This is a genomic window from Pseudomonas sp. BNK-44-b, from assembly GCF_047456245.1.
GTDB classification, from domain to species: domain Bacteria; phylum Pseudomonadota; class Gammaproteobacteria; order Pseudomonadales; family Pseudomonadaceae; genus Aquipseudomonas; species Aquipseudomonas machongensis.
Window position 1 is genome coordinate 2588534 of record NZ_CP179908.1, and the last position, 22700, is coordinate 2611233.

Below are 22700 nucleotides of genomic sequence, written 5' to 3' on the forward strand. Positions count from 1 at the left end.
GACGGCGGCCCACCGAGCGTGCGGCGGGGCCCTCAGAAGAGCAGGAGCTGGCGATCGGTCAGGCTGGCGAAATCATCCCCAACGAACGGCAAGATCGCATCCGCCACCGGCTGCAACTGCCGACTCAGGTAGTGCTCGTGATCGACTGGCGACTGCAGGTTCTCCAGCGGCTCCGGGCCTGCCGTGGTGATGAGGTAGCTGATCCAGCCCCCCCGCTGGTATTGCAGCGGGCGACCCAGGCGCAGGTTGTATTCATCGGCAAGGCGCGCGGCGCGCACATGGGGAGGCACGTTGCGCTGGTAGTCCTGCAAGGGACGACGCAGCCGCTTGCGATACACCAGCAGTTCATCCTGTTCGCCCAACAGCGTGCGTCGTACATAATCGCGCACATAGTCGCGGTAGGGTTGGCCCCGAAAGATCCGGCCATACAGCTCCTGCTGGAACTGCCGAGCCAGCGGCGACCAGTCGGTGCGTACCGACTCCAGCCCTTTGTACACCACCTCGTCCTGGCCGTCTGCGCGCTGTACCAACCCGGCATAGCGCTTCTTGCTGCCCTCCTCGGTGCCGCGGATGGTCGGCATCAGGAAGCGCCGGTAGTGGGTTTCGAACTGCAGCTCCAGCGCACTGTGCAGCCCCAGCTCTTGATCCAAATGCTCGCGCCACCACTGGTTGACCTCAGCCACCAGTGCACGCCCGATACGCGCCGCCTGCTCCTCGTCGTGCGCCCCCTTGAGCCAGACGAAGGTGGAGTCGGTGTCGCCATAGATCACGTCATAACCACGTGCTTCGATCAGCGCCCGGGTCTGGCGCATGATCTGATGCCCGCGCAGGGTGATCGACGAAGCCAGGCGCGGGTCGAAGAACCGACAACCGCTGGAGCCAAGCACGCCGTAGAAGGCGTTCATGATGATCTTCAGGGCCTGGGACAACGGAGCGTTACCCGCTTTCTTCGCCGCTTCGCGATTCTGCCAGACCCGCTCGACGATGGCTGGCAAGGCGTGGCGGGTACGCGAGAAGCGGGCGCCACGAAAGCCCTCGACCGAGCTTGTCTGATCGGGCTCGCGCAAGCCTTCCACCAGGCCCACCGGGTCGATCAGGAAGGTACGGATGATTGACGGGTACAGGCTCTTGTAGTCCAGCACCAGCACCGATTCGTACAAGCCTGGCCGCGAGTCCATGACGAACCCGCCTGGGCTGGCCTCGCCCTCGCGGCTGCCCAGGCTCGGCGCGACGAAGCCCAGCCGGTGCATGGCCGGGATGTACAGGTGACAGAACGCCGCCACCGAGCCGCCGCTGCGGTCCACCGGCAGGCCAGTCACCGTGGCACGTTCAAGAAGGAAGTCGAGCAGCCGGGTGTGCTCGAAGATGCGGGTGACCAGCTCGCAATCCTTGAGGTTGTAGCGCGCCAGGGCCGGCTTGTCCTCGGCGAACATCCGGTTGATCTCATCCATGCGCTGGTAGGGAGTGTCGATGGCCTTGCCTTCCCCCAACAGGGTCTGGGCGACGTTTCCCAGGCTGAACGAGGGGAAGCTCCAAGTCGCCGAGCGCAGGGCTTCGATGCCGTCGATCAATAGCCGCCCCGGTGCATCGGCGAAGAAGTGCGTGCGGCTGCCATGCTCGCGCAGGGTCATCGGCGCACCATCGCGGCCCAGGCACAGAGGCACCTGCAACTGCCGAGCGTGATCATGGAGGATACGCAGGTCGAACTGCACCAGGTTCCAGCCGATGATCGCGTCCGGGTCGTGACGCTCCAACCAGCGGTTGAGGCATTCGAGCAACTGGCCACGGTCGGCGCAGTAGTGCAGGTCGAAATCCTCCACCTGCATTGGGCCGTTGGGAGGTCCGAGCATGTAGACCTGGCGCTGACCGCATCCCTCCAGCGCGATGCTGTACAGCTCGCCCCGTTCGCTGGTCTCGATATCCAGAGACACCAGGCGCAGGCTCGGGCGGTAGTCCGGATGAGGCTTGAGCTGGGCATCCACGACCGTTCCCTCGGCATCGACACGACCACCGAACAAGACCGGCGCGGTAATGAAGCGCTCCATCAGATAGCGCTCCGGCGGTCGGATGTCGGCTTCCAGCACCTCGACGCCGGCCGTGCGCAAGCGTTTGTCCAAGGCCATCAGTTGGCGGTGTTGGCGGCAGTAAAGGCCCATCACCGGCCGCTGCTGAAAGTCGCGCAGTTCAAGGGGGCGCAGCTCTGCGCCCGGCTCATCGCCGAGCAACAGTTGTGCATGTGCGGCCTGCTGCGCGGGCACGAACGCCACCGAAACCTGCGCGCCCAGGCGCACACGCCGGGGACCCTGGTCGGTAGCGAGCCAGAACTCCACACACGTGCCGTCGGGGGTGTCATGCCAATGGCGGGTCAGGACAAAACCCTGCTGCAGCTCCACATGGACCTCACACACTTGATCAAGCGCGAATTCTACCCGCTTTGCGCAAGCCCCGGGACGTCTGGCGATTCCGCAACACGCGGGCAGATGTGAAAAATTTGTCGATTTTTTGGCATACCACGCTTTCGGGGCGCGACAAATCCTGACAGACTTATTGCCAATCATTCTCATAAGCACTAGCAACAAGGATATCCAGGCATGACCCCTGCTGCTCCGCCTCGTCGTTTCGCGCTCAACCTGCTGACCCTGGCCATCGGTTTCAGCACCCTGCCCCATGCCATGGCTGACGACCAGCAACCACCCGCAACGCTGGAACTGGGCGCCACCGAGATCAGCGACAACCGGCTGGGCAGCACCACCGAAGGCAGCACGTCCTACACCACCGGCGCCATGAACACCGCGACCAAGCTGCCGTTGACCATGCGCGAGACCCCGCAGGCGGTCACCGTGATCACCCGTCAGCGCATGGACGACCAGAACATGACCAGCATCAACGACGTGGCCCGATACACCCCGGGGCTGTTCCTCAACCAGTCCAGCGGCCCCGGCCGCCAGAGCTACACCGCCCGAGGCTTCGACGTCGACAACCTGATGTACGACGGCATCCCAAGCGCCTATACCGGTTGGGTGGTTGGCGCCCAACCCAACCTGGCGATGTTCGACCGCGTCGAAGTGGTTCGCGGCTCCACCGGCCTGGTCACAGGCGCCGGTACACCATCAGCGGCCATCAACCTGGTGCGCAAGCGCCCACTGGCCGAACAGAAAGTCACCGTCACCGGCGCGGCCGGCAGCTGGGACAACTACCGCGGCGAGCTCGACGCCTCCAGCCCGCTCAACGACAGCGGCACCCTGCGCGGCCGGATAGTGACCTCCTACCGCGACGCCAACGGATTCCGTGATGGTCAGGAAGAAAACCATGGGCTGTTCTATGCCATCAGCGAAGCCGACCTGAGCGACGACACCACCTTGACCCTGGGCTTTTCGCACCAGAAGGACAAGACCAATTTCTTCTGGGGTGCCATCCCGACCGACCTCAGCGGCCATCACCTGGATGTGTCGCGTTCGTACAACCCCGGCACCGACTGGGAAGACAAGGACCAGGAGATCAACACCCTCTTCGCCGAAGTGCGCCACCACCTGGCCAATGACTGGAAGCTGCAGGTCAACGCCAACTACAGCGAGCAGAACGCGCTGTTCCGCGGCTCTTACCTGTCGCGCTGGAACACCGCCAAGACCCTGAGCAGGACGGTCTACCAGTCCGCGCACGACGAGAACCAACTGGGTCTCGACGCCTTCGCCAGTGGCCCCTTCGAGCTGCTGGGCCGCAGCCATGAATTGGTGCTGGGTGCCAGCAAGCGCATCTACGACATGAACGAGCGCGAATACAGCCCCTATGACACCGACTATCCGCTCGATAGCGGCAAGCCGAACTTCCTGCACACTGGCAACAATCGCTACCTGATCAACCAGGAAGGCGTCTACGCCACCACCCGCCTGAGCCTGGCAGACCCGCTCAAGCTGATTCTCGGCGGACGCCTGGACTGGTACGACTACGACCAGCGCGACAACAACGACGGCGACTACAAGGTGACCCGCAACGTCACTCGCTACGGCGGCCTGATCTATGACCTGGACGAGCATCATTCGGTGTATGTGAGCTACACCGACATCTTCACTCCGCAGAGCGGCAAGGACGTCTCCGGCAAGCCGATCATCCCGATCGTCGGCAAGAACTATGAAGTCGGCATCAAGGGCGAATATTTCGACGGTGCCCTGAACGCCAGCCTTGCGGTGTTCCGTATCGACCAGGAAAACCGTCAGGTCCAGATCGGCGCGGCCAACTGCCCGCAGATGACCTGCTATGAAGCCTCGGGCGAGGTACGCAGCCAAGGTATCGATTTCGAACTCCAGGGCGCACTGACCGACCATTGGCAGATCGGCACCGGCTACACCTACGCCCGCGTGCACACCATCAAGGACGAGAAGAACCCCGCGAGCGTCAACAAGCCGCTCAAGTCCGACACACCCGAACACCAGTTCAAGCTGTTCACCACCTACCGCTTCCAGGGCCCACTGGAAAAACTGCGAGTGGGCGGCGGCATCACCTGGCAGAGCCGTATGTACAACGACATCCCGGTCAATGGCGGCAACTATCGGTTGGTACAAGGTAGCTACGCAGTCACCGACCTGTTGGCCGGCTACCAGGTCAACCAGCATCTGGACCTGCAGCTCAACGCCAACAACATCTTCGACAGGAAGTACTACTCGTCCATTTCGAAGTCGGTGGACTACGGCGGCGACACCTTCGGCGATCCACGCAACCTGATGCTGACGGCCAAGTACAGCTTCTGACCCTCGCGGGCTGGCGGGCCAGGCCTGTCAGCCCCTGATCGCGCGCTCGATCGTGGCGATGTCGATCTTGTCCATCTTCATCATCGCCTCGAACGCCCGCTTGGCTGCCGCACGGTCGCTACCGCCAACCGCGTCGGTCAGCACCCGCGGACTGATCTGCCACGACAGCCCCCATTTATCCTTGCACCAGCCGCACACGCTGGCCTGGCCACCGTTATCGATGATCGCGTGCCAGTAGCGATCGGTCTCGGCCTGGTCGTCAGTGGCCACCTGGAACGAAAACGCCTCGGAATGCTTGAACGCGGCCCCACCATTGAGGCCCAGGCACGGGATGCCCATCACGATGAACTCCACCGTAAGCACATCACCCTCCTTGCCCGAGGGATAGTCACCCGGCGCCTTGTGCACGGCCACCACACGGCTGTCGGGGAAGGTGTCGGCGTAGAACTGCGCCGCCGCCTCGGCATCGCTGTCGAACCACAGACAGATGGTGTTCTTGCTGGGCATGGCGCGCTCCCGGATCGGTGGATGATCCTGAGCAGTCTAGCCGGGCCCGTCACAGGTAGCTGACGAGGGCGACACACGGAAAACTCGGAATTTTCCTACGCAAGAAACGGAAAGCGAGAAGTCGAAATTGGGACTTCCCCGTCGCAACATTGCCACCGCGGCTGATTGATAGCCGTTCGAACATCTCTGGCATATCAACGACAAGGAAGCCCCACATGGACATACGCGAACTGCCGGGCAACGACGCCTGGGATTACGGTATCAGCCTCGACAAACATGTCCTCTACAGCGTGCCGGTCGGCGAAAACGCCCAAGGCTACATGCAGTTCGACACCACCCGCACCGCCATCGGCGAGGCTGTGTTCCAGCTCAAGTACCGCGACGACTACGACCTGGTGGACTTCCTCGCAGAATCTGTCGCCCATGCGATACAGAATGTCCCGGTGGATGTCGTGCTGCCCATGCCCGCCAGCCGCCAGCGTACTCGCCAGCCCGTGCACGCGGTGGCAGAACGGGTAGCCCAGCTGCTGGAGCTCGAGTACTGCGACCAGACACTGATCAAGCACAGCAGCACCGTCGCAATGAAAGACCTGGCGACCTATGAGGAGCGTTGCGCTGCGCTGCAAGGTTGCTTTATCACCCACGACAAACTCCACCCGTGCAATATTCTGCTGATCGACGACCTGTTCGACACTGGCGCCTCGCTGGAAGCCGCCTGTACCGCCTTGCGCGGATACGCTAGCATCCGCTCAATTGCAGTCGTCACCCTTACACGGAGGCATTGATGCCGAAGGTTTTCATCTCCGGCTCGATCACGCTCAAGCGTCTCGACTCCCAGGTCGAGGCGCGGCTCGACAATATCGTTGCCAGCGGCCATGAAGTGCTGGTCGGTGATGCCGCAGGCGTGGACCAATGCGTGCAGCAGTATTTCGCCAATCGCCAGTACGCCGCCGTTACGGTGTACTGCACCGGTGACACGCCTCGCCACAACCTTGGAGCATGGCCACTCGTGGCTGTCTGCCCACCCGCCAATGCCAGGGGTCGCGCGTTCTACACCGCCAAGGACCTGGAAATGGCCGAAGCAGCGGATTTCGGCCTGATGATCTGGGACGGCAAAAGCCCCGGCACCTTGAGCAACGTCTTCGAACTGCTGGACAGAGCCCGGAAGTCGGTGGTTTACCGTCAGGCCGCGGGATTGTTCTGCAACGTCCATTGTCTGGACGATCTGCAGGCGCTCATCGCCCAGATGGACGAGCCGGCTCGCCTGGAGGCCGACAAGAAGGTCGGCTTGTCCAGGCGGATCGAACGGCTCTCGAGGAAAGTCGAAGATCCGGTAGCCATTCGTCAGCAGATCGATGAACACCTCACGGCCATCGCCCGTCACCAACGCCGGGTGGCCGAGTTGCAAGCCAAGCTGGACGCGATCTCTACATCCACCGGCGCCGACCTGTTCTCCTGAAGGCAACCGGCCGGGCGCCGGTTGCCTGTGGAAAGGTTTGAACAATCAGCCCGCACACGACTCAATACGGGATTGACGCCCTTTTCGGACATCCGTACGATTTATTCGTACATCCGTACGAAATTATTCCAGCGAGTCTGTACCATGCCTGCCACCCACCGCCTGGCCCGCTACGCCTTGTATCTGCTGTTTCTGCTTCCTGGCCTGACCCTCGCCAGTTGGGTCACCCGCACCCCAGCACTGCGCGACGGCCTGTCGGCCTCCACCGAACAGATGGGGATGATCCTGTTTGGATTTTCAGCCGGAGCGATGTGCGGGATTCTCAGTGCCGGACGCCTGATCACCCGCTTCGGTGCGCACCGAATGATGCGCATCGGCCTGCTCGGCCTGTCCGCCGGCATGCTGGTGCTCGCCGGCAGCAGCGAGTTGGCCAGTGCCTGGTGCGCCTTTGCCGGGCTGTTCATCTACGGCATCGGCATGGGCTGGGCGGACATCGCAGTGAACATCGAAGGTGCCGCCGTGGAGCGGGAAATCGATGCGCCGATCATGACCACCCTGCACGGATTCTTCAGCCTCGGTACCCTGGTGGGCGCGCTGGCCGGCATGGGCATGACTGCGCTGCAGGTCCCCCTGGACCTGCACCTGGTCGTCGCGGCACTGCTTTCGGCCGGCGTGACCCTGGCCCTCGTCCCCCACGCCCCTCGGGCCAGTGAACGGGCAACGAACCAACCGACAACGCAGGCAGCCGAGTTTGCCTGGGGCGCCCTGCTCAGCGACCGGCGCCTGTTGCTGATCGGTTTCGTGGTGCTGGCCATGGCGCTGGCCGAGGGTGCGGCCAATGACTGGCTGCCGTTGCTGATGATCGACGGGCACGGATTTGCAGAAACCACCGGCACGCTGATCTACCTGGTGTTCACCATGGGCATGACCCTGGGTCGATTCGCCGGAGCGCCGGTGGTGCGCCGCTTTGGCCGGGCGCTCACCTTGCGCGCCAGCGCACTGCTGGGTGCAGGCAGCCTGGCATTGGTGGTGTTCTGCGAGGTGCCGTGGATCGCCGCGGCTGCCGTGATGCTCTGGGGCATTGGCGCATCGCTGGGTTTTCCCCTGGCGATCTCGGCAGCCGGGGAAAGCGGTGCACACAGCGATCAGCGGGTAAGGCTGGCAGCAACGGCGGGGTATCTGGCGTTTCTGGTCGGCCCGCCCTTGCTGGGTTTCATCGGCGAACATCATGGCTTGCGCCTGGCGATGCTGCCGGTCCTGACATTGGTGGCCCTGGCGTTCGTCGTGGCATCGGCGCTACGCGAGCAAGCCCCGTTGCCTGCCGATACCTGCGAGAAGGCCAGCTGAGGGGTTATCGCCGTGCAGCCAGCAAGCCAAGCCCTGCACACCCCAGCAACGAGGCGCTGATCCGATTGAACAGCCGCCGTGGCCGCGGCTGATTGAACCAGCGCTGCAGGTAGGCACCCAGCGCCGCATAGATCGCGATCGCCGCCCACTCCAGCAACAGGAACAACAACCCCAGCCAAAGGAACTGCTCGCCCACGGGAGTGGGACTGCCGATCGACACGAACTGCGGCAGGAAGGCCGTGAATATGAGAATCGCCTTCGGGTTGCCCGCCGCCACCCAGAACTCCTGCCGTGCCAGGCGCCAGATACCGCGGGGCTGCCAGCCGGCATGGGGCGCCTCCGCCACGGGCGCCCGCCACAACTGCCAGGCGATATAGAACAGGTAGGCCGCGCCCACGAGCTTGATGCTCAAGAACAGGTATTCGCTGGTATGCAGCACCACCGCCAGCCCCATCGCCGCCAAGGCGATCATGCCGCTGAAGGCGAGGATGCGCCCGCTTCCTGCCAGGCAGGCAGTGCGCAAGCCGTGGCGGCTGGCGTTGTGCAACGACAGCAGGTTGTTGGGTCCCGGCGCCATATTGAGGGCGAAGCAGGCGGGGATGAACAGCAACAGGCTCGAAAGGTCCATTGTTTTTCTCCATGCGGACCCCGGTAGCCTTGCGCCCTGGCGCCATGCGGTCAAGCACAGTGGCGTGGTCATTCGCCGGCACAGTGAGTCCGGGGCTGCGACGCAGCCCCTGCCCGCCTCAGATCCTGCGTCGTGCCTTCAGCCCCGGGATGGTAGTGGCTGCGATCTCGACCTGCGGCTTTTCCCACCCGGTACTGGCCGCCAGGCCTGCCAGCGTCGGCTGGCGGAACAAGGTGCGTGCGTCGGCTTGCAACCCCGCCTGGCGCATGCGCGCCACCAGATTCACCGCCAGCAGTGAATGCCCGCCCAGTTCGAAGAAGTTGTCGTCGCGCCCAACCTGCTCGACTTTCAGCACTTCGCTCCAGATCTGCGCCAGGGTCTGCTCCAGCGCGTTGCGTGGCGCCACGTAGGCGCGGCTGATCACCGACTCCGCACCTGGCTCGGGCAGTGCTTTGCGGTCGATCTTGCCGTTGGGGCTCAGCGGCATGTCGGCCAGGGCGACGAAGGCCGAGGGCACCATGTACTCCGGCAGTCGCGCCAACAGGTGGCTACGCAACGTATCCAGCGCCGGAGCGGGTTGCCCCTCTCGGCAGGTGAAATAGGCGACCAGGCGCTCGTCGCGCACCAGGACCACAGTCTGGCCCAGCGCGGGATGCCCACCCAGCAGTGCCTCGATTTCACCGAGCTCGACGCGCAAACCGCGCAGCTTGACCTGGAAATCGTTGCGCCCGAGGAACTCCAGCTCGCCATCCTCGCGATAGCGCACCAGGTCCCCGGTACGGTACAGCCGATCGCCCTCGACGAACGGGCTGTCGATGAAGCGCTCGGCCTGCAGCGACGGCAACCCCAAATAGCCGCGCGCCACTCCGACACCGCCGATGTGCAGCTCTCCCGCCACGCCCAGCGGCACCGGCCGGTCGTGGGCATCGAGCACGTAGAGCCGGGTATTGGCGATCGCCCGACCGATCGGCGGTGGCGTGCGCGGCAGCGGCTGATCGGGTTCGAGCGTCCAGGCCGTGCTGTCGACCGTAGCCTCGGTCGGCCCATAGACATTGTGCAAGCGCACCTGCGGCAGGCGCCGGCGCACGCTGGCAGCCAGCGCCAGGGTCAACTCACCCCCGCCACAGAAGATGTCGGTCAGGCTCGTACAGCGTTCGACGCCGGGCTGCTCGAGAAACTGGTGCAACAACGCTGGGACGAACTTGATCGTGGTCACCTGGCGAGCCTGGACCAGCTGCACCAGGTAAGCCGGATCGCGATGACCGTCGGGGCGAGCCAGCACCAGGCGCAGACCCGCGCACAACGGCCAGAACAACTCCCAGACCGAACCGTCGAAGCTGAATGGCGCACGCTGCAACAGCGCGTCACCCGGACGCGGCGGACAGATGCGCGAGCCCCAGTGCATGAGGTTGCCCAGCCCGCGGTGCTCGATCATCACGCCTTTGGGCATGCCGGTCGAGCCGGAGGTGTACATCACATAGGCAAGGTTCGAAGGTGTCAACGCCGGCACCTCAGGGGCCTTGGCAGGCTGCGCTTGCCAGCCGCCCTGGTCGAGATCCACCAGCGGCACCGCCGACAGATCGAACAGGCCACGTGTCGCCCCATGGACCAACACTGCCAGCGGTGTACTGTCCTCGACCATGTAGCGCAGGCGTTCATCCGGGTAACCAGGATCCAACGGCACGTAGGCACCGCCGGCCTTGAGCACGCCCAGCAGCCCGACCAGCAGCGACAGGCCGCGCTCGATGCAGACGCCGACACGTGTGTCAGGCTGTACGCCCAGGGCCACCAGGTGATGGGCCAGACGGTTGGCCTGCTCGTCGAGCTCACGGTAGCTCAGCGCCGCCTGGTCGGTCTGCAGCGCCACCGCGTCCGGCGTGCGCAGCACCTGGGCCTGGAACAGCGCCGGCAGGGTCTGGCGCATCAACTCGTGGGGCTCCTCGGTGGCATTGAGTTCGTGCAGCAGCCGTTGCAGCTCGTTCTCAGGCACACTGCACAACTGCTCGATCGGTGCCGAACCGCCCTGCTCCAGCGCCTCGACCAGGCCCTCGAGGGTACGCTCGAGGTAGGCCAGCACACGCGCTGCACCCAACGCTCGCGGCGCGCGAACGTTCAGGTGCAAGGCCTCGTCCTGATCATCCACCGACAGCACCAGCGCATGGCTGTGTACTTCGCTGGCTTCCAGCAAGCGGGCACCTGGCAATGTCGATTGCCCTGCCACCAGCCCATGGCGGAAATTGATCAGGCTGTTGAACAGCGGCACACCCGCTGGCAGCCCGCTGCAACGCTGAGCCAGCAGCAAGGGGGCATCTTCGTGGCCCAACAGCGCGGCAAGCCCGGCATGGGTGTCGGCCAGTGCCTGCGCCACGCTGCGCCCCGCCAGGCTCACCCGCAGGGGCAAGCTGTTGATGAACATGCCCAACGCCCGATCGGCCCCCTCGCCCGCCATCATCCGCCCCAGCAACACGCTGCCGAACACCACGTCGTCACGACCGCCCAGTGCCCCCAGCACCTGTGCCCAAGCCAGGTGGAAAAGGCTGGCCAGGCCAACATCCTGCTGCCGGGCCAGGCGGCGCAAGGCCTCGGTCAGCACGAGCGGAACCTCATGCGCAAGGCTCTCCAGCGCGCCCACCTGCACCTGATCCTCGACCATGCCCGGCAACGTAGGCGGTGCCTCGACACCTGCCAGCAATGCCCGCAGGAACGCCTCGTGCCCTTGCTGCCGCGCCTCGGCGCCGCTGAGCGCGACATAGTTGCGATAAGGCACAGGCGCCGGCAGCGTATGACCCTGATCGCTCATCAGGGCCCGCAGCTCACCGAGCAACACCTGCACCGACACGGCATCGTTGACCAGATGGTGGAAACGCAACAGACCCAACCAACGACCGTGCTCACGGTCTTCGGCGCCCGCCAGCGCCATCATCGGCGCACGACGCAGGTCCAGCGGGCGTTGCGCCGCAGAGTAATGCGCAGCCAACGCCTGCGCCGTATCGTCAGGCCCGGCCCGCAATACCTCCACGGGCAATGGCGCCTGACGCCAGACCACCTGCTGCGGTTGTTCGAGCCCTTCCCAGGCCAGGCTGGTGCGCAGGATGTCGTGACGCTCGACGACCTGTTGCAACGCGTGGGCGAATGCCTCGAATGCCGTCTGGTCGGTAAAGGCGAACAGCGCCTGTTGCTGATAAGGATCATGGCTGTCGCGCAGGTGGTGATAGAGCAGCCCCTGCTGCAAAGGCGCCAAGGGGTAGATTTCCTGCACATTGCCCGCACCACCCGGTATCCCCGCGACGATGGCGTCGATCTCGCCCTGGGTCAGCGACGACAGACTGAGCAGCGCCGGCGTGATGTGGCTGCAATCAACAGGCACACGGTTGTCTTCCACCTGAGCGAGCGAACGCTGGCTGGCCGCGGCAAGGCTTGCCAGGGTCGGCTGGCCGAACAGGACCTGCACGTCAGCCTGCAGGCCTTGCTGGCGCATGCGCTCGACCAGTTGCACTGCCAGCAACGAGTGGCCGCCCAACTCGAAGAAGTGATCGTGACGACCAATGCGCTGCACTCCCAGCAGCTCGCTCCAGAGTGCCGCCAGGCGTACCTCCACGTCGCCGCGAGGTGCTTCATGGGCGCGGCGTACCGACGCGGTTTCATCCAGGGCCGGCAAGGCGCGGCGGTCGAGCTTGCCATTGGCGGTCAGCGGCCAGTGGTCGACGCGCTGGTAGCCGACCGGCAGCAGGGCTACAGGCAGAAGGCCGCGCAGGTGCTCATGCAGGTCGCCAGGGGTGACCGCATCTCCAATGAACCAGGCCTGCAGTTGGCCATCGCGCAGCAGTACCACTGCTTCACGCACCTGTCCATGGCTAGTCAGCGCAGCCTCGATTTCGCCGAGTTCGACACGCACACCGCGGATCTTCACCTGATCGTCGTTGCGCCCCAGGTATTCAAGCGTGCCGTCGGCAAGCCAGCGCACCCGGTCGCCGGTGCGGTACATCCGTGCGCCGGCTTCGTCACTGAACGGATCGTCCAGGAAACGCTCGGCGGTCATCTGCGGGCGATTCAGGTAGCCGCGAGCGACACCCAGGCCTGCTACGTAGAGCTCACCCGGTACGCCGACCGGCAATGGCTTGAGCTGCGCATCGAGCACATACAACCGTGTATTGGCCACAGGCGTGCCGATATGCAGCACTCCACCCGCCATTACCCGCCCGGAGCTGGCGACCACCGTGGCTTCGGTAGGGCCGTAGTTGTTGATGACCGCATAGGCCCGCTCACGCGACAGGCTGCGCAGCCGGTCGCCCCCCACCAGCAGGGTACGCAGGGTCGGATGATCATGCTGGGTGAACGCATGTTCGGCCACCGGGGTTGGCAGGAAACTGACCTGCAGTGGCTGGGCACGCCACCAGCGCAGCAGCTTGTCGATATCCTCGCCACCTTCGCTGGTAGGCGCCAGGTGCAGCGTCGCACCCGCGCACAAGGCTGGCCAGACCTCCCAAGCCATGGCATCGAAACCAAAACCAGCGAGGCTCGACGTGTGCCCGCCGACGCCCAGGTCAAACGTCTCGCAATGCCAGTCGACCAGGTTGGCCAGCATGCGGTGTTCGACCATCACCCCCTTGGGTTGGCCGGTGGAGCCTGAGGTGTAGATCACATAGACCAGGCTCTCGGCCACAAGCCCCGCCACGCGAGGATTGTCCAAGGTGGTCGCGGCTGCCGGGCAGGCGTCGAGTTCGATCGACGGCAGTGCATGGCGTGGCAGACGCGCCAGCAGATCCCGCTGTGTCAGCAGTGCCACGGGTGCGCTGTCTTCGAGCAGGTATGCGATGCGCTCACGCGGATGTGCTGGGTCGATCGGTACGTAGGCCGCACCCGCCTTGAGCACCGCCAGCAGGCCCACGAGGGTATCCAGGCCACGGCGGGCAACCACCGCAACGCGCTGCTCGGGCCTCACACCTCGCTCGATCAGACGCAGGGCCAGTGCATTCGCGCGCTGATTCAGCTCGCCGTAACTCAGGCTGCGCTCTTCGTGCACGGCGGCGATGGCCTCTGGCATCAGCGCCGCGTGTGCCTCGATTCGGCGATGCACAAACGGCTCGCCAACTGCACGCCCCGTCGCGTTCCATGCCTGCATCTGGCGATGCTCGGCAGGTGTCGGCAGATCGAAATCGGCAACCGCCAACGCGGGTGTCGCCAAGCCTTGATCCAGCACGTGCAGCAGCCGCTGTGCCAACGCCTCGGCCTCGTCGCTCGCCAGCCAGGCGCGGTGATGCACCAGGTGCAACCAGGCCTTGTCGTTATGGCGGTTGCTGCGCAGATGGATGGCCAAGGGCGTGGATTCGTGGCTGTTGGAGACCTTCACCGTGTGGGCGCTGGCCGCGCCGTAACGGTAGTCGTGATCGTCCTGCTCGTAGGAGACCGACACCTCGAACAGTTGCCCGCGCTCTTCGCGCAACAGGCCCAGTGCTCGGTTCAGCTCGCTCACGGCCAGCCGCTGATGGCGAAAATCGCGGCGCAGGGTGTCGCGTATCGCGACCACCAGTTCGGCGAAACCCAGTGCCGGAGAGAACGCCAACGGCACCGCGCTGACCTGCACGAAGGTACCCAGCGTAGCCTTGAAACGTGCGCCGCCACGATTGAGCAGCGGCAGGCCCACCACCCAATCCTCGCGTTGTGCGCTGCGAGAGAACAGCACATGCAGTGCAGCCAGCAGTACATGGAACGCCGAGGCCTGGTGAGCTTCGGCCAGGCGTTTCATGCGCTCGTGCAACGCATCGGGGAACGCCTGAACCCAGGTGCGCGAAGGTGCTTCATCGGTGGCTCGACGGTAAGGGTGACGCGCTGCCAGCAGCGGCTCCGGCACGCTGGCGAAGCGCTTGAGCCAGTAGGCGCGATCGCGGGCCTGGCGAATCGAGCCCTGGTACTGGCGGTCTTCGTCGATGAAGTCGGCATAACCGGCCTGGGCCCGTGGTGCCTCGCCGCCTTCGAGCAGCGCGGTGTAATGCTCGCCCAGTGCCTTGAGCATCTGGCCGAAGCCCCAGCCGTCGAGAATCAGGTGATGGGCCTGGGTTGCCAGCCAATGGTGCTCCGGCCCCAGGCGAATCAGGGCAAAACGCAGCAGTGCCGTGCCGTCGAAGCGATAACCCTGGCCCATTTGCGCCTGAATCAATGCCGTGGCCGCCGCTGCCGGGTCAGCTTCAGCCGACAGGTCCAGCAGGGGCAATGCCAAGGTGGCATGCTCGGCGAAGCGCTGCACAGGGAGGCCGTCGGCCCCGGCACCTGGCAGCAGCTCGGTGCGCAACACCGGGTTGGCCGCCACCAGTTGCTGCAACGCTTGGCGCAGGGTGTCCGGCCGCAGGTCGCCCGTGAGTTCGACATAGCCGCCGATGGTATAGAGCGGAGAATCGCCGTTGCTCAACTGGTCGAGCCAGATGTCCCGTTGAGCGCTGGTCAGGGGGTAGGTATCTGCGGCAGGCATGGGCTGGGAGGGTCCTTCTCCGTTGATCGTCCGCGGATTCAAGCATCGCTTCCCTACCCTGTATGGCCCCGGAAACCCGGACAGTCGCCCGCGCATCCTCGGTCGCTGATTTTTCTGTAGGAAATCAGCTACATATCAACCCCTTCGATAGCCTACCCGCAGGGCCAACCGTGGCAAACGTGATGGCAACAGCAGCTTTATGACGTCAATTTGCCGACTACTGCCGAAACATCTGCATTTAGTCTGTCCGAATCATCCCCCCACTTTGTCCGATTTGATGCCATTTTCTGTCCCCGGTTTCCACTACAGACGCAGGCGCCAGGGCCAGGCTTGAATAGCGCCTCCCTCGACCGGCCAAGGCGTAAGGCCATTCGCCACCCCGCCTGCGCAGCACCCGATTCAAGGATGAACAGGACATGAAGCTGACCCGCAGCCTCGAACATCACCACGACGCGCGCCTCTACCTGCAACTGGGAGAGCTGATCGCCAGCACCGGCGAGGATCATTTTGCCGAGCGCATGCTCCGGCTGGTGGACAGCCTGGTGCCAGTGCACCGGCTCGACCTGAGCGAGTGGACCCTGGATGCCCGACAGACCGGCGTCAGTCGGGTCAAGGTGCTGGGCGGCGCGGGGCTTGCCCAGGAGTTTCCTCCACCTGATCAGCCCAACCACCCGCTGCTGCAGAACATCCTGCAGATGAACGATCCCTTGCTCATTCAGGTAAAGGCGCCTCACGTCACCGGCAACCCGCAATCCAGTGCTCACCAGTGCAATCTGGTGTCGTGCAATGGCGACCGCCGTTGGGTCATCTGCTTCCATCGCCTGCCCAGCCAGATGGCCTTTTCCCTCGGCGAACTGTCGCTGCTCAAACGCCTCTCCGACACCTTGCTGCCTCTGCTTGAACACCATGCGCAGCACCAGGTGCACGTGCAGGGTGAAGGTTCGGCGACGCCCGACACCTTGCGCCACGGCTTCGACGAGCGCCTGGCCCAGGAAGCCGTGCAACTGTCGAGCCGTGAGCAGGAAGTCTGCCTGGGGCTGCTCACCGGTGGCACCGTACCGGAAATGGCCCAACGCCTGAACGTGAAGAACAGTTCGGTGGAAACCTACCTCAAACGCGCCACCGCCAAGCTTGGCGTCAGTGGCCGCCACGGCCTGGCCAGATGGATGGCCGGTGCCTGACCCCAGAGAACCCGCGATGCCCAGATACCCTGCTGCCGTGTTGGCGGTATTGCTGACCGGCTGCACCCTGGCCCCCGACTATCAACGCCCCGGCCTGCCTGTCGCACCTCGATTCCCGGGAGAAGCCAGCCTGGATGCCATGGCACCCAGCCGCCAGCACGACGACTGGCACCAGGTGTTCCAGGATCCGTTGCTGCGCCAACTGATCGACAACGCACTGCTCAACAACCGCGATCTGCGCGTGGCAGCGCTCAACGTCGAAGCCTATCGCGCGCAGTTTCGTATCCAGCGCTCGGAGTTGCTGCCCAAGGTCTCCGCCGACGCCAAGGGCCAGCGCCAGTACCTGCCGCGACGCATGACCGGGACCGGCGACGGAGCCATCACCCAGACCTACGCCGCCACGCTCGGGGTGAGCGCCTATGAGCTTGACCTGTTCGGCCGCCTGCGCAGCCTGAGTGACAAGGCCTTGCTGACCTATCTCGCCAGCGAACAGGCCCGGCGCAGTGTGCAATTGGGGTTGGTGGCCAGCGTGGCGAGCAGCTACATGACCTGGCGAGCCGACCTGGAGCTGCTCGAGCTTTCACGCCAGACCCTGATCGCCGACCAGGAAAGCCTGCGCCTGACCCAGGGTCAGCGTCGCGCCGGCACTGCGTCGGCATTGCAGCAGATCCAGGCGCAGACCAGCGTCGACACCGCTCGTGCCGCAGTAGCCCGCTACCAGCGCCAGGTTGCCCAAGATATCAACCAGCTGACCCTGCTGGTCGGCGCGCCCCTCGATGAGCGTGCGCCCAGCCTGCCGCTGGCCTCGCAGCAGATCGTCGGCTTGCCGCCCGGCCTGCCCTCGGCACTGCTACAACGTCGCCCGGACATCCTGGAAGCCGAATACCAGCTGCGTGCGGCCAATGCCGACATCGGTGCCGCACGGGCAGCGTTCTTTCCCAGCATCAGCCTGACTGCCAACGCAGGCACCAGCAGTCGCGAATTGTCCGGGCTGTTCGACGGCGGCAGCGGAACCTGGTTGTTTCAGCCGCAGATCAACCTGCCGCTGTTCACCGCCGGTAGCCTGCGGGCCAGCCTGGACTATGCGCGCCTGCAAAAGGAAATCGAGGTGGCTCGCTACGAGAAATCGATTCAGGGGGCGTTCCAGGAGGTGTCTGACGGCCTCGCGGCGCGCGCCACTTATCAGCGGCAACTGGTGGCCCAACGCGACCTGGTGGCCTCCACTCAGCGCTACTACGACCTGGCCCGCAACCGCTACCGCATTGGCGTGGACAGCAGCCTGACCTTTCTCGACGCCCAGCGCTCGCTGTTCAGTGCCCAGCAGGGCTTGATCAACGACCGGCTGGCGCAATTGCTGGCAGAGGTGAACCTCTATGCCGCGTTAGGGGGAGGCTGGACAGACGCGCACTGAAGGCAGGCCGTCGCCCGCGGCCGCGCCTTGGCGCCTGCCGCTCAGGTCGAGTCAGGCCAGGTCGGCAAGGGCCTGGGCCGCATATGCGTGGGAGCGCAAGCGCGCCAAGGGGTCATGGATCCGGCAATCGATCATCAACTCATCGGCGCCAGTCTGTTCGATCAGTGTGCGCAACCCATCCCTCACCCGCTGCGGCCCACCGGCCACGGTACAGGCCATCACCTGTTCCAGCACCGCCCGTTCATGGCCCGGCAAGCCCTCGACATACCCTTCCTGCGGCAGGGGCAGCAGGCCGTGACGTCCGACATGCAGATCGAGCATCCATTTGCGGTGCGAGCTGGCGAGATAATCGGCTTCGGCATCGCTGGCTGCTGCGAACAGATTCATGCCCACCATGACGTAGGGCTTGGCCAGTTGCGCCGAGGGTTGGAAGTTCGCGCGGTAATGGGCGATGGCCTGCAGCAGGTAGCGCGGGGCGAAATGGGAGGCAAAGGCATAAGGCAAGCCGAGCCGTGCCGCAAGGTCGGCGCCGAACAGGCTGGAACCCAATATCCACACCGGCACCTCGTGCTTGCCCGGCACCCCGCGCACCGATCGCTGGCCGTTGTCGGCCAGGTAGTCGCGCAACTCGGCGATGTCCTGGGCAAAGTCACGCTCGGGTGCGACGCCGCGCAAAGCACGGACGGTCGGGCCTGAGCTGCCGGGGGCACGCCCCAACCCCAGGTCGATGCGCCCGGGGTGCAGGGCATCGAGCGTGCCGAACTGCTCGGCGACCACCAGCGGGGCATGATTGGGCAGCATGATGCCACCGGCACCCACGCGAATATGCCGCGTGGCATTGGCGATCTCGTTGATTACCAGCGCTGTGGCGGCAGAGCCGATGCCGGGCATGTCATGGTGTTCGGCGATCCAGTATCGAGCGTAGCCGTGCTGCTCGACGTGGCGTGCCAGTTGACGGGATTCCTCGATCGCATCGGCCAGGGTCTTGCCCTCGCCGATCATGACCAGGTCCAGGACAGACAACGCAGTCATGGCGTCTCCATAAGTCGTGACGGATATGACTGCACAGTGTCCAGGGCCACGCCTGGGCGATAAACCGCAAAACGGGCCCTACACACGGTCCCTGCATTCCCCAATCAGCGTTCCCAGGGCACTCCGTGCTCCCAGCGGGCGACCAGCAGGTCGATGAAACCTCGCACCCGTGGCGACAAATGGCGCTTGCTGGGGTAGACGATACGAATCGGGTCCGCTGGCGGCCGGTAATCCGCGAGTACCTCGACCAGCGTTCCGGCGCGCAAGTCGTTGCCGGTGATGTAGGTGGGCAGGTGAATCAGCCCGAACCCGGCGCGGGCGCCATCGAGCATGGCCTCGGAGCTGTCGATGTTCAAGCGCCCGGGCTCTTCGCACAGGTGCAGCCCTTCATTGGTGTGGAAGCGCCAGGGGCTGGCCTTCTCGCCCGCCAGAAAAGCGATCTTGTCGTGCCCATACAGGTCTGCCGGTACCTGGGGCACCCCATGACGCTGCAAGTACTCGGGTGCAGCGCAGGTGACGAACTGCTGCCACGCCACGGTGCGTGTCAGCAGTTGCGAGTCCTCCTTGGGCGCACCGATGCGCACGGCAACGTCCACCCCCTCCTCCACCAGATCGACGAAACGGTCGGTGAAGCGGATATCGGCGCGCAGTTCCGGCCATTGCTTGAGGTAGACATCCAGGATCGGCAGCACATGACGCTGGCCGAACGACAGCGGCGCAGTCAGGCGCAGAGTGCCGGTCGGTCGTCCGCGGCGCTGGGCCATCGTGGTCTCGACTTCGTCCAGGTCTTCGAGGATCTGCCGCCAACGCTCGAACGCGACCTGGCCTTCATCGGTCAGGCTCAGTTTGCGCGTGGTACGGTTGAGCAGGCGCACGGCCATGCGCGATTCGAGGCGCGCGATGCTCTTGCCCACCGCCGAGCGGGTCAGGCCCAGGCTCGCGGCGGCTGCGGTGAAGCTGCCGACCTTCACGGCACTGACGAAGGCGGCGATGTCGCCGAAGCGGTTGGGTTCCATGAAGCTGTTCCTGGATATCCGAGGCTGCCTAGGATGGGGGCAGATCGAGGTATTGCAAGGCCTTGATCGCCATCAGGTGCAAAGGATAGAACCCGTAGGCCCAGCGTCCCACAGGCACGATCGAGGCGCCCTGGTACGCCAGCATGCGCAAACCCAACGGCAGCGCCATTGCCGCGGTGGCCAGCACCAGCAAAGAAAAGGGCTGCCAGGGATGTGCCCATAACCAGCTGTTGGTCAGGTTGGCGCCCATTGCCAGCAGACAGGGCACCAGCCAGCCGGGCCGACCTCGCGACCACAGCATCAGGCAGGCCGCCGGCAGCAATACTCCCGGCAGGCCATACATCAGTCGATCACCGAAAACCAGCGCCAGCCCGGCACTACCGAGGCCGACAATGCGCGCAGCAGGCTGTGGATGCTTCACCCCCCAGGCGACCAGCAGGCCAAGGGTCAGGGTGGGCATGACATTGAGCGTGTGCGAGCCATTGTCCAACCAACGGTACGGGCCCTCGGCAAGTACCGAGAAGGCCAACATCCAGCTCAGGTAGCGCGCGTTGGCTGCCGTGTACAGCGCGCCTGGCTGGGCGCGTGAGACATGACAGGCGATCACCAGGCAGAACAGTGGAAACGCCAGGCGCCCGACCACGAACAACCCGTCGGCACTGGGCCACAGGTAGCGCAAATGATCGGCGACCATGCTCAGGATCGCCGTCCACTTGACCAGGTCGAGCCCGGCCGAGCGGCAGTTCAGGGCGCCACCCCGGATTGCGGCGAGGGATTCAGGTAGCGTGTGGTCCAAGCCGCCAGGGGCAGCGGAGGTTGCTGTTGGAGGATCCGACGCCAGATCAGCCCCAGGTCATGGCCGTTGAACATCGCGGCACCGTCACTCCAGTTGGCTGGGGTATCGACCACCCACTGACCCTGGCTGTCGCGATGAGCCATGCGGAAACGGAAGGTGTAGTTACCGGGAATGCCCATGCGCAGGTCGGTCACCACCAGCACATCGCCGACCACGTCATAACGCAGCCAATCATCGGTGAACCAGCGCAGCCGCTCGTGCAGCGCGACGCCCTCGAGCACCTTGGCGGCGTCCAGGTTCAGCGACAGGCGCTGCATCTCGGGTGGTTCGCGGTCGAAAACGCTGCTCACGCCCTCGTAGTAATGACCATCCGCCGTCTTGGCCAGCACCCGCCAGACCAGGCTGTTGAAGGCCATGGGCACTGCCCGCACATGATCGACAACAACGCCCTGGCGGCCCAGGGCCTCATGGAAACGCTGCTCGACCGCCATGCGCCCGGCCAGCCCGAACCCCAGATACGCCGTACTGAACAGCAGAGCCGCCGCCATCAGGGGTATCGCCCGGCCACTCAGCCCCCGCCACGCGGCGTAGATCACAGCTACCAGTAGCGGCACGGTGTAGATCGGGTCGATGATGAACACTGCCGCCCAGCTTTCGGGAGTGAACGGCAGCGGCCAGAACAATTGCGTGCCATAGACCGTGAAGGCGTCCAACAGGGGATGGGTGACCAGCACCAGCCAGAACGCCACGAACAGTCGGGGCCAACGGTAGCCTCTGTCGGGCCAGCGCCTCTGCCCTACCCAGGCCACCAGCCACGCCAGCAGCAGCGCCAGGCCGGTAAGGACGAAGATCGAATGGGAAAAACCGCGGTGGTAGGTCATCTGCGAAACAGGGTCCGCATACCGGATCACCACATCGAGATCGGGCAAGGTGGCCAGCGCGGCACCGTACAACAGCGAACGGCGGCCCTGGATGCGGCCGAGCACGGTACCTTGCAGGGCGGCGCCAAGTACGGCTTGGGTAATCGAGTCCAAGGTAAGTCTTCCATCGACAGGGTCAGGGAAACCTACCCCTCGGCGCCCGCTGCGGCAAGCGTGCAGAACCCCTCGAGGGCGCCGGGGAAACAGCTTGCAAACATGTGTCAGCACCGGTCGGGAAAAATTGCCTGCAGCGAGGCCATGGCTTCTGTTAAAAACGACGATTTCCAGTACGCCTGATGACACCCATGACCGACACCCTGCTCACTCACTTCAAACGCCGCTGGCTCACCTGGCTGGCCATGGCCTTGCTGGTGGTGGGCCTGCCTGCGGGTTGCGCGGTCTTGCAGCACAAGGAGCGCGAACTGGTGTTTCGTATCGAGCCGGGCCAGGCCAGTTGGTTCAGGGGCCTGCCGGCCGGCGTACAGGAACTGGACCTGCGCCCGCGCAACTTCACCGACGGCCAGAGCCTGCACGCCTGGTGGTGGCCGTCCGAACGCGCCAACGCGCCAGCGATACTCTACCTGCACGGCGTACGCTGGAACCTCACCGGCCAGTTGTTCCGCATCGAGCAGCTGCACGCCATGGGCTATTCGGTGCTGGCCGTGGACTACCGCGGGTTTGGCCAGAGCCAAGGTGACCTGCCGTCCGAGGCCACGGTATACGAGGACGCCCGAATTGCCTGGGAGCGCTTCGCCCAGTTGCAGCCGGTGCCAAGCAAGCGCCTGATCTTCGGCCATTCGTTGGGCGGTGCGGTCGCTGTCGAGCTTGCGTCGGAGCTCGCACGTCAGGCGCGCCAGCAAGGCCAGCCCGTACCTGCGCGCGGCCTGATTCTCGAATCCACCTTCACCTCCCTTGGCGACGTAGCAGCATCGGTGGCCGATACCGCACTGCCGGTACGCTGGCTGCTGTCGCAGAAGTTCGACTCGCTGGGCAAGATCGCCGATATCGATTTACCCCTGCTGCTGGTGCACGGCCTGGACGACCGTTATGTGCCGCCACGCTTCAGCCAGGCGCTGTTCGAGGCCGCGCAGCAGCCCAAGACCTTGCTGCTGGTGCCGGGGGCAAGCCACAACAACAGCATGAGCCTGGCAGGCCAGCGCTATCGCCGCGCCATCGAAGCCTTGCTCTGAGG

Annotated in this window: 15 protein-coding genes; 7 read left to right on the forward strand and 8 right to left on the reverse strand. The window is 64.7% G+C overall.

Annotated elements, in window-relative coordinates; genetic code table 11:
• Positions 1-32: 32 nt before the first annotated feature.
• Positions 33-2393, reverse strand: coding sequence for a DNA polymerase II (locus ACMGGG_RS11650; RefSeq protein WP_414155525.1), 2361 nt, complete (start codon positions 2391-2393; stop codon positions 33-35).
• 198 nt (positions 2394-2591) lie between these two features.
• On the opposite strand from ACMGGG_RS11650, the gene ACMGGG_RS11655 reads away from it, so the two are divergent.
• A complete protein-coding gene (locus tag ACMGGG_RS11655) occupies positions 2592-4745 on the forward strand; it encodes a TonB-dependent siderophore receptor (protein ID WP_372820928.1) in 2154 nt (717 codons plus the stop codon).
• A 27-nt stretch (positions 4746-4772) separates the two neighbouring features.
• On the opposite strand, the gene ACMGGG_RS11660 is transcribed toward ACMGGG_RS11655, so the two are convergent.
• Positions 4773-5252: a VOC family protein gene (locus ACMGGG_RS11660; RefSeq protein ID WP_063545018.1), complete on the reverse strand. Its 480-nt coding sequence runs from the start codon at positions 5250-5252 to the stop codon at positions 4773-4775.
• A gap of 215 nt (positions 5253-5467) precedes the next feature.
• On the opposite strand from ACMGGG_RS11660, the gene ACMGGG_RS11665 reads away from it, so the two are divergent.
• The 3 genes from ACMGGG_RS11665 to ACMGGG_RS11675 all read left to right on the forward strand — a co-directional run bounded on the left by ACMGGG_RS11665 (position 5468) and on the right by ACMGGG_RS11675 (position 8058).
• Positions 5468-6037, forward strand: coding sequence for a ComF family protein (locus ACMGGG_RS11665; RefSeq protein WP_063545019.1), 570 nt, complete (start codon positions 5468-5470; stop codon positions 6035-6037).
• Positions 6037-6711 (forward strand): hypothetical protein, encoded by a 675-nt coding sequence (locus tag ACMGGG_RS11670; protein WP_054890722.1) that lies wholly within the window; start codon positions 6037-6039, stop codon positions 6709-6711. Before ACMGGG_RS11665 ends, ACMGGG_RS11670 begins: the two co-directional genes overlap by 1 nt.
• A gap of 144 nt (positions 6712-6855) precedes the next feature.
• The gene (locus ACMGGG_RS11675) at positions 6856-8058 is read left to right on the forward strand and encodes an MFS transporter (RefSeq protein WP_054890723.1); all 1203 of its coding nucleotides are present in this window, start codon (positions 6856-6858) and stop codon (positions 8056-8058) included.
• Positions 8059-8062: 4 nt separating this feature from the next.
• Here ACMGGG_RS11675 and ACMGGG_RS11680 read toward each other — a convergent pair whose 3' ends face one another.
• Both ACMGGG_RS11680 and ACMGGG_RS11685 read right to left on the reverse strand, forming a co-directional pair.
• Positions 8063-8686 (reverse strand): LysE family translocator, encoded by a 624-nt coding sequence (locus tag ACMGGG_RS11680; protein WP_414155526.1) that lies wholly within the window; start codon positions 8684-8686, stop codon positions 8063-8065.
• A gap of 118 nt (positions 8687-8804) precedes the next feature.
• Positions 8805-15152, reverse strand: coding sequence for an amino acid adenylation domain-containing protein (locus ACMGGG_RS11685; RefSeq protein WP_414155527.1), 6348 nt, complete (start codon positions 15150-15152; stop codon positions 8805-8807).
• A 416-nt stretch (positions 15153-15568) separates the two neighbouring features.
• Here ACMGGG_RS11685 and ACMGGG_RS11690 point away from each other — a divergent pair, with 416 nt between their 5' ends.
• Positions 15569-16333, forward strand: a complete 765-nt coding sequence (locus ACMGGG_RS11690) for a helix-turn-helix transcriptional regulator (protein WP_054890726.1) — start codon at positions 15569-15571, stop codon at positions 16331-16333.
• Positions 16334-16349: 16 nt separating this feature from the next.
• On the forward strand, positions 16350-17744 hold the full coding sequence (locus ACMGGG_RS11695) for an efflux transporter outer membrane subunit (protein WP_414155528.1): 1395 nt from the start codon (positions 16350-16352) through the stop codon (positions 17742-17744).
• A 51-nt stretch (positions 17745-17795) separates the two neighbouring features.
• On the opposite strand, the gene ACMGGG_RS11700 is transcribed toward ACMGGG_RS11695, so the two are convergent.
• The 4 genes from ACMGGG_RS11700 to ACMGGG_RS11715 form a co-directional block, all read right to left on the reverse strand.
• A complete protein-coding gene (locus ACMGGG_RS11700) occupies positions 17796-18776 on the reverse strand; it encodes an LLM class flavin-dependent oxidoreductase (protein WP_125929998.1) in 981 nt (326 codons plus the stop codon).
• A 104-nt stretch (positions 18777-18880) separates the two neighbouring features.
• Complete coding sequence (locus tag ACMGGG_RS11705; protein WP_414155529.1) at positions 18881-19792, reverse strand: LysR substrate-binding domain-containing protein; 912 nt, start codon at positions 19790-19792, stop codon at positions 18881-18883.
• A 28-nt stretch (positions 19793-19820) separates the two neighbouring features.
• Positions 19821-20588, reverse strand: coding sequence for a TraX family protein (locus tag ACMGGG_RS11710; RefSeq protein ID WP_414155530.1), 768 nt, complete (start codon positions 20586-20588; stop codon positions 19821-19823).
• Positions 20537-21622, reverse strand: a complete 1086-nt coding sequence (locus tag ACMGGG_RS11715; RefSeq protein WP_414155531.1) for a metal-dependent hydrolase — start codon at positions 21620-21622, stop codon at positions 20537-20539. The genes ACMGGG_RS11710 and ACMGGG_RS11715 overlap by 52 nt, the downstream gene beginning before the upstream one ends.
• Positions 21623-21813: 191 nt before the next feature.
• Here ACMGGG_RS11715 and ACMGGG_RS11720 point away from each other — a divergent pair, with 191 nt between their 5' ends.
• The gene (locus ACMGGG_RS11720) at positions 21814-22698 is read left to right on the forward strand and encodes an alpha/beta hydrolase (protein WP_414155856.1); all 885 of its coding nucleotides are present in this window, start codon (positions 21814-21816) and stop codon (positions 22696-22698) included.
• Positions 22699-22700 lie beyond the last annotated feature (2 nt).

Coding starts and splice junctions, on each gene's coding strand:
- ACMGGG_RS11655 (WP_372820928.1), top strand. CDS start 2,592: ATGACCCCTGCTGCTCCGCCTCGTCGTTTCGCGCTCAACCTGCTGACC.
- ACMGGG_RS11675 (WP_054890723.1), top strand. CDS start 6,856: ATGCCTGCCACCCACCGCCTGGCCCGCTACGCCTTGTATCTGCTGTTT.
- ACMGGG_RS11695 (WP_414155528.1), top strand. CDS start 16,350: ATGCCCAGATACCCTGCTGCCGTGTTGGCGGTATTGCTGACCGGCTGC.
- ACMGGG_RS11685 (WP_414155527.1), bottom strand. CDS start 15,152: ATGCCTGCCGCAGATACCTACCCCCTGACCAGCGCTCAACGGGACATC.
- ACMGGG_RS11720 (WP_414155856.1), top strand. CDS start 21,814: ATGACCGACACCCTGCTCACTCACTTCAAACGCCGCTGGCTCACCTGG.
- ACMGGG_RS11690 (WP_054890726.1), top strand. CDS start 15,569: ATGAAGCTGACCCGCAGCCTCGAACATCACCACGACGCGCGCCTCTAC.
- ACMGGG_RS11700 (WP_125929998.1), bottom strand. CDS start 18,776: ATGACTGCGTTGTCTGTCCTGGACCTGGTCATGATCGGCGAGGGCAAG.
- ACMGGG_RS11670 (WP_054890722.1), top strand. CDS start 6,037: ATGCCGAAGGTTTTCATCTCCGGCTCGATCACGCTCAAGCGTCTCGAC.
- ACMGGG_RS11680 (WP_414155526.1), bottom strand. CDS start 8,686: ATGGACCTTTCGAGCCTGTTGCTGTTCATCCCCGCCTGCTTCGCCCTC.
- ACMGGG_RS11665 (WP_063545019.1), top strand. CDS start 5,468: ATGGACATACGCGAACTGCCGGGCAACGACGCCTGGGATTACGGTATC.
- ACMGGG_RS11660 (WP_063545018.1), bottom strand. CDS start 5,252: ATGCCCAGCAAGAACACCATCTGTCTGTGGTTCGACAGCGATGCCGAG.
- ACMGGG_RS11705 (WP_414155529.1), bottom strand. CDS start 19,792: ATGGAACCCAACCGCTTCGGCGACATCGCCGCCTTCGTCAGTGCCGTG.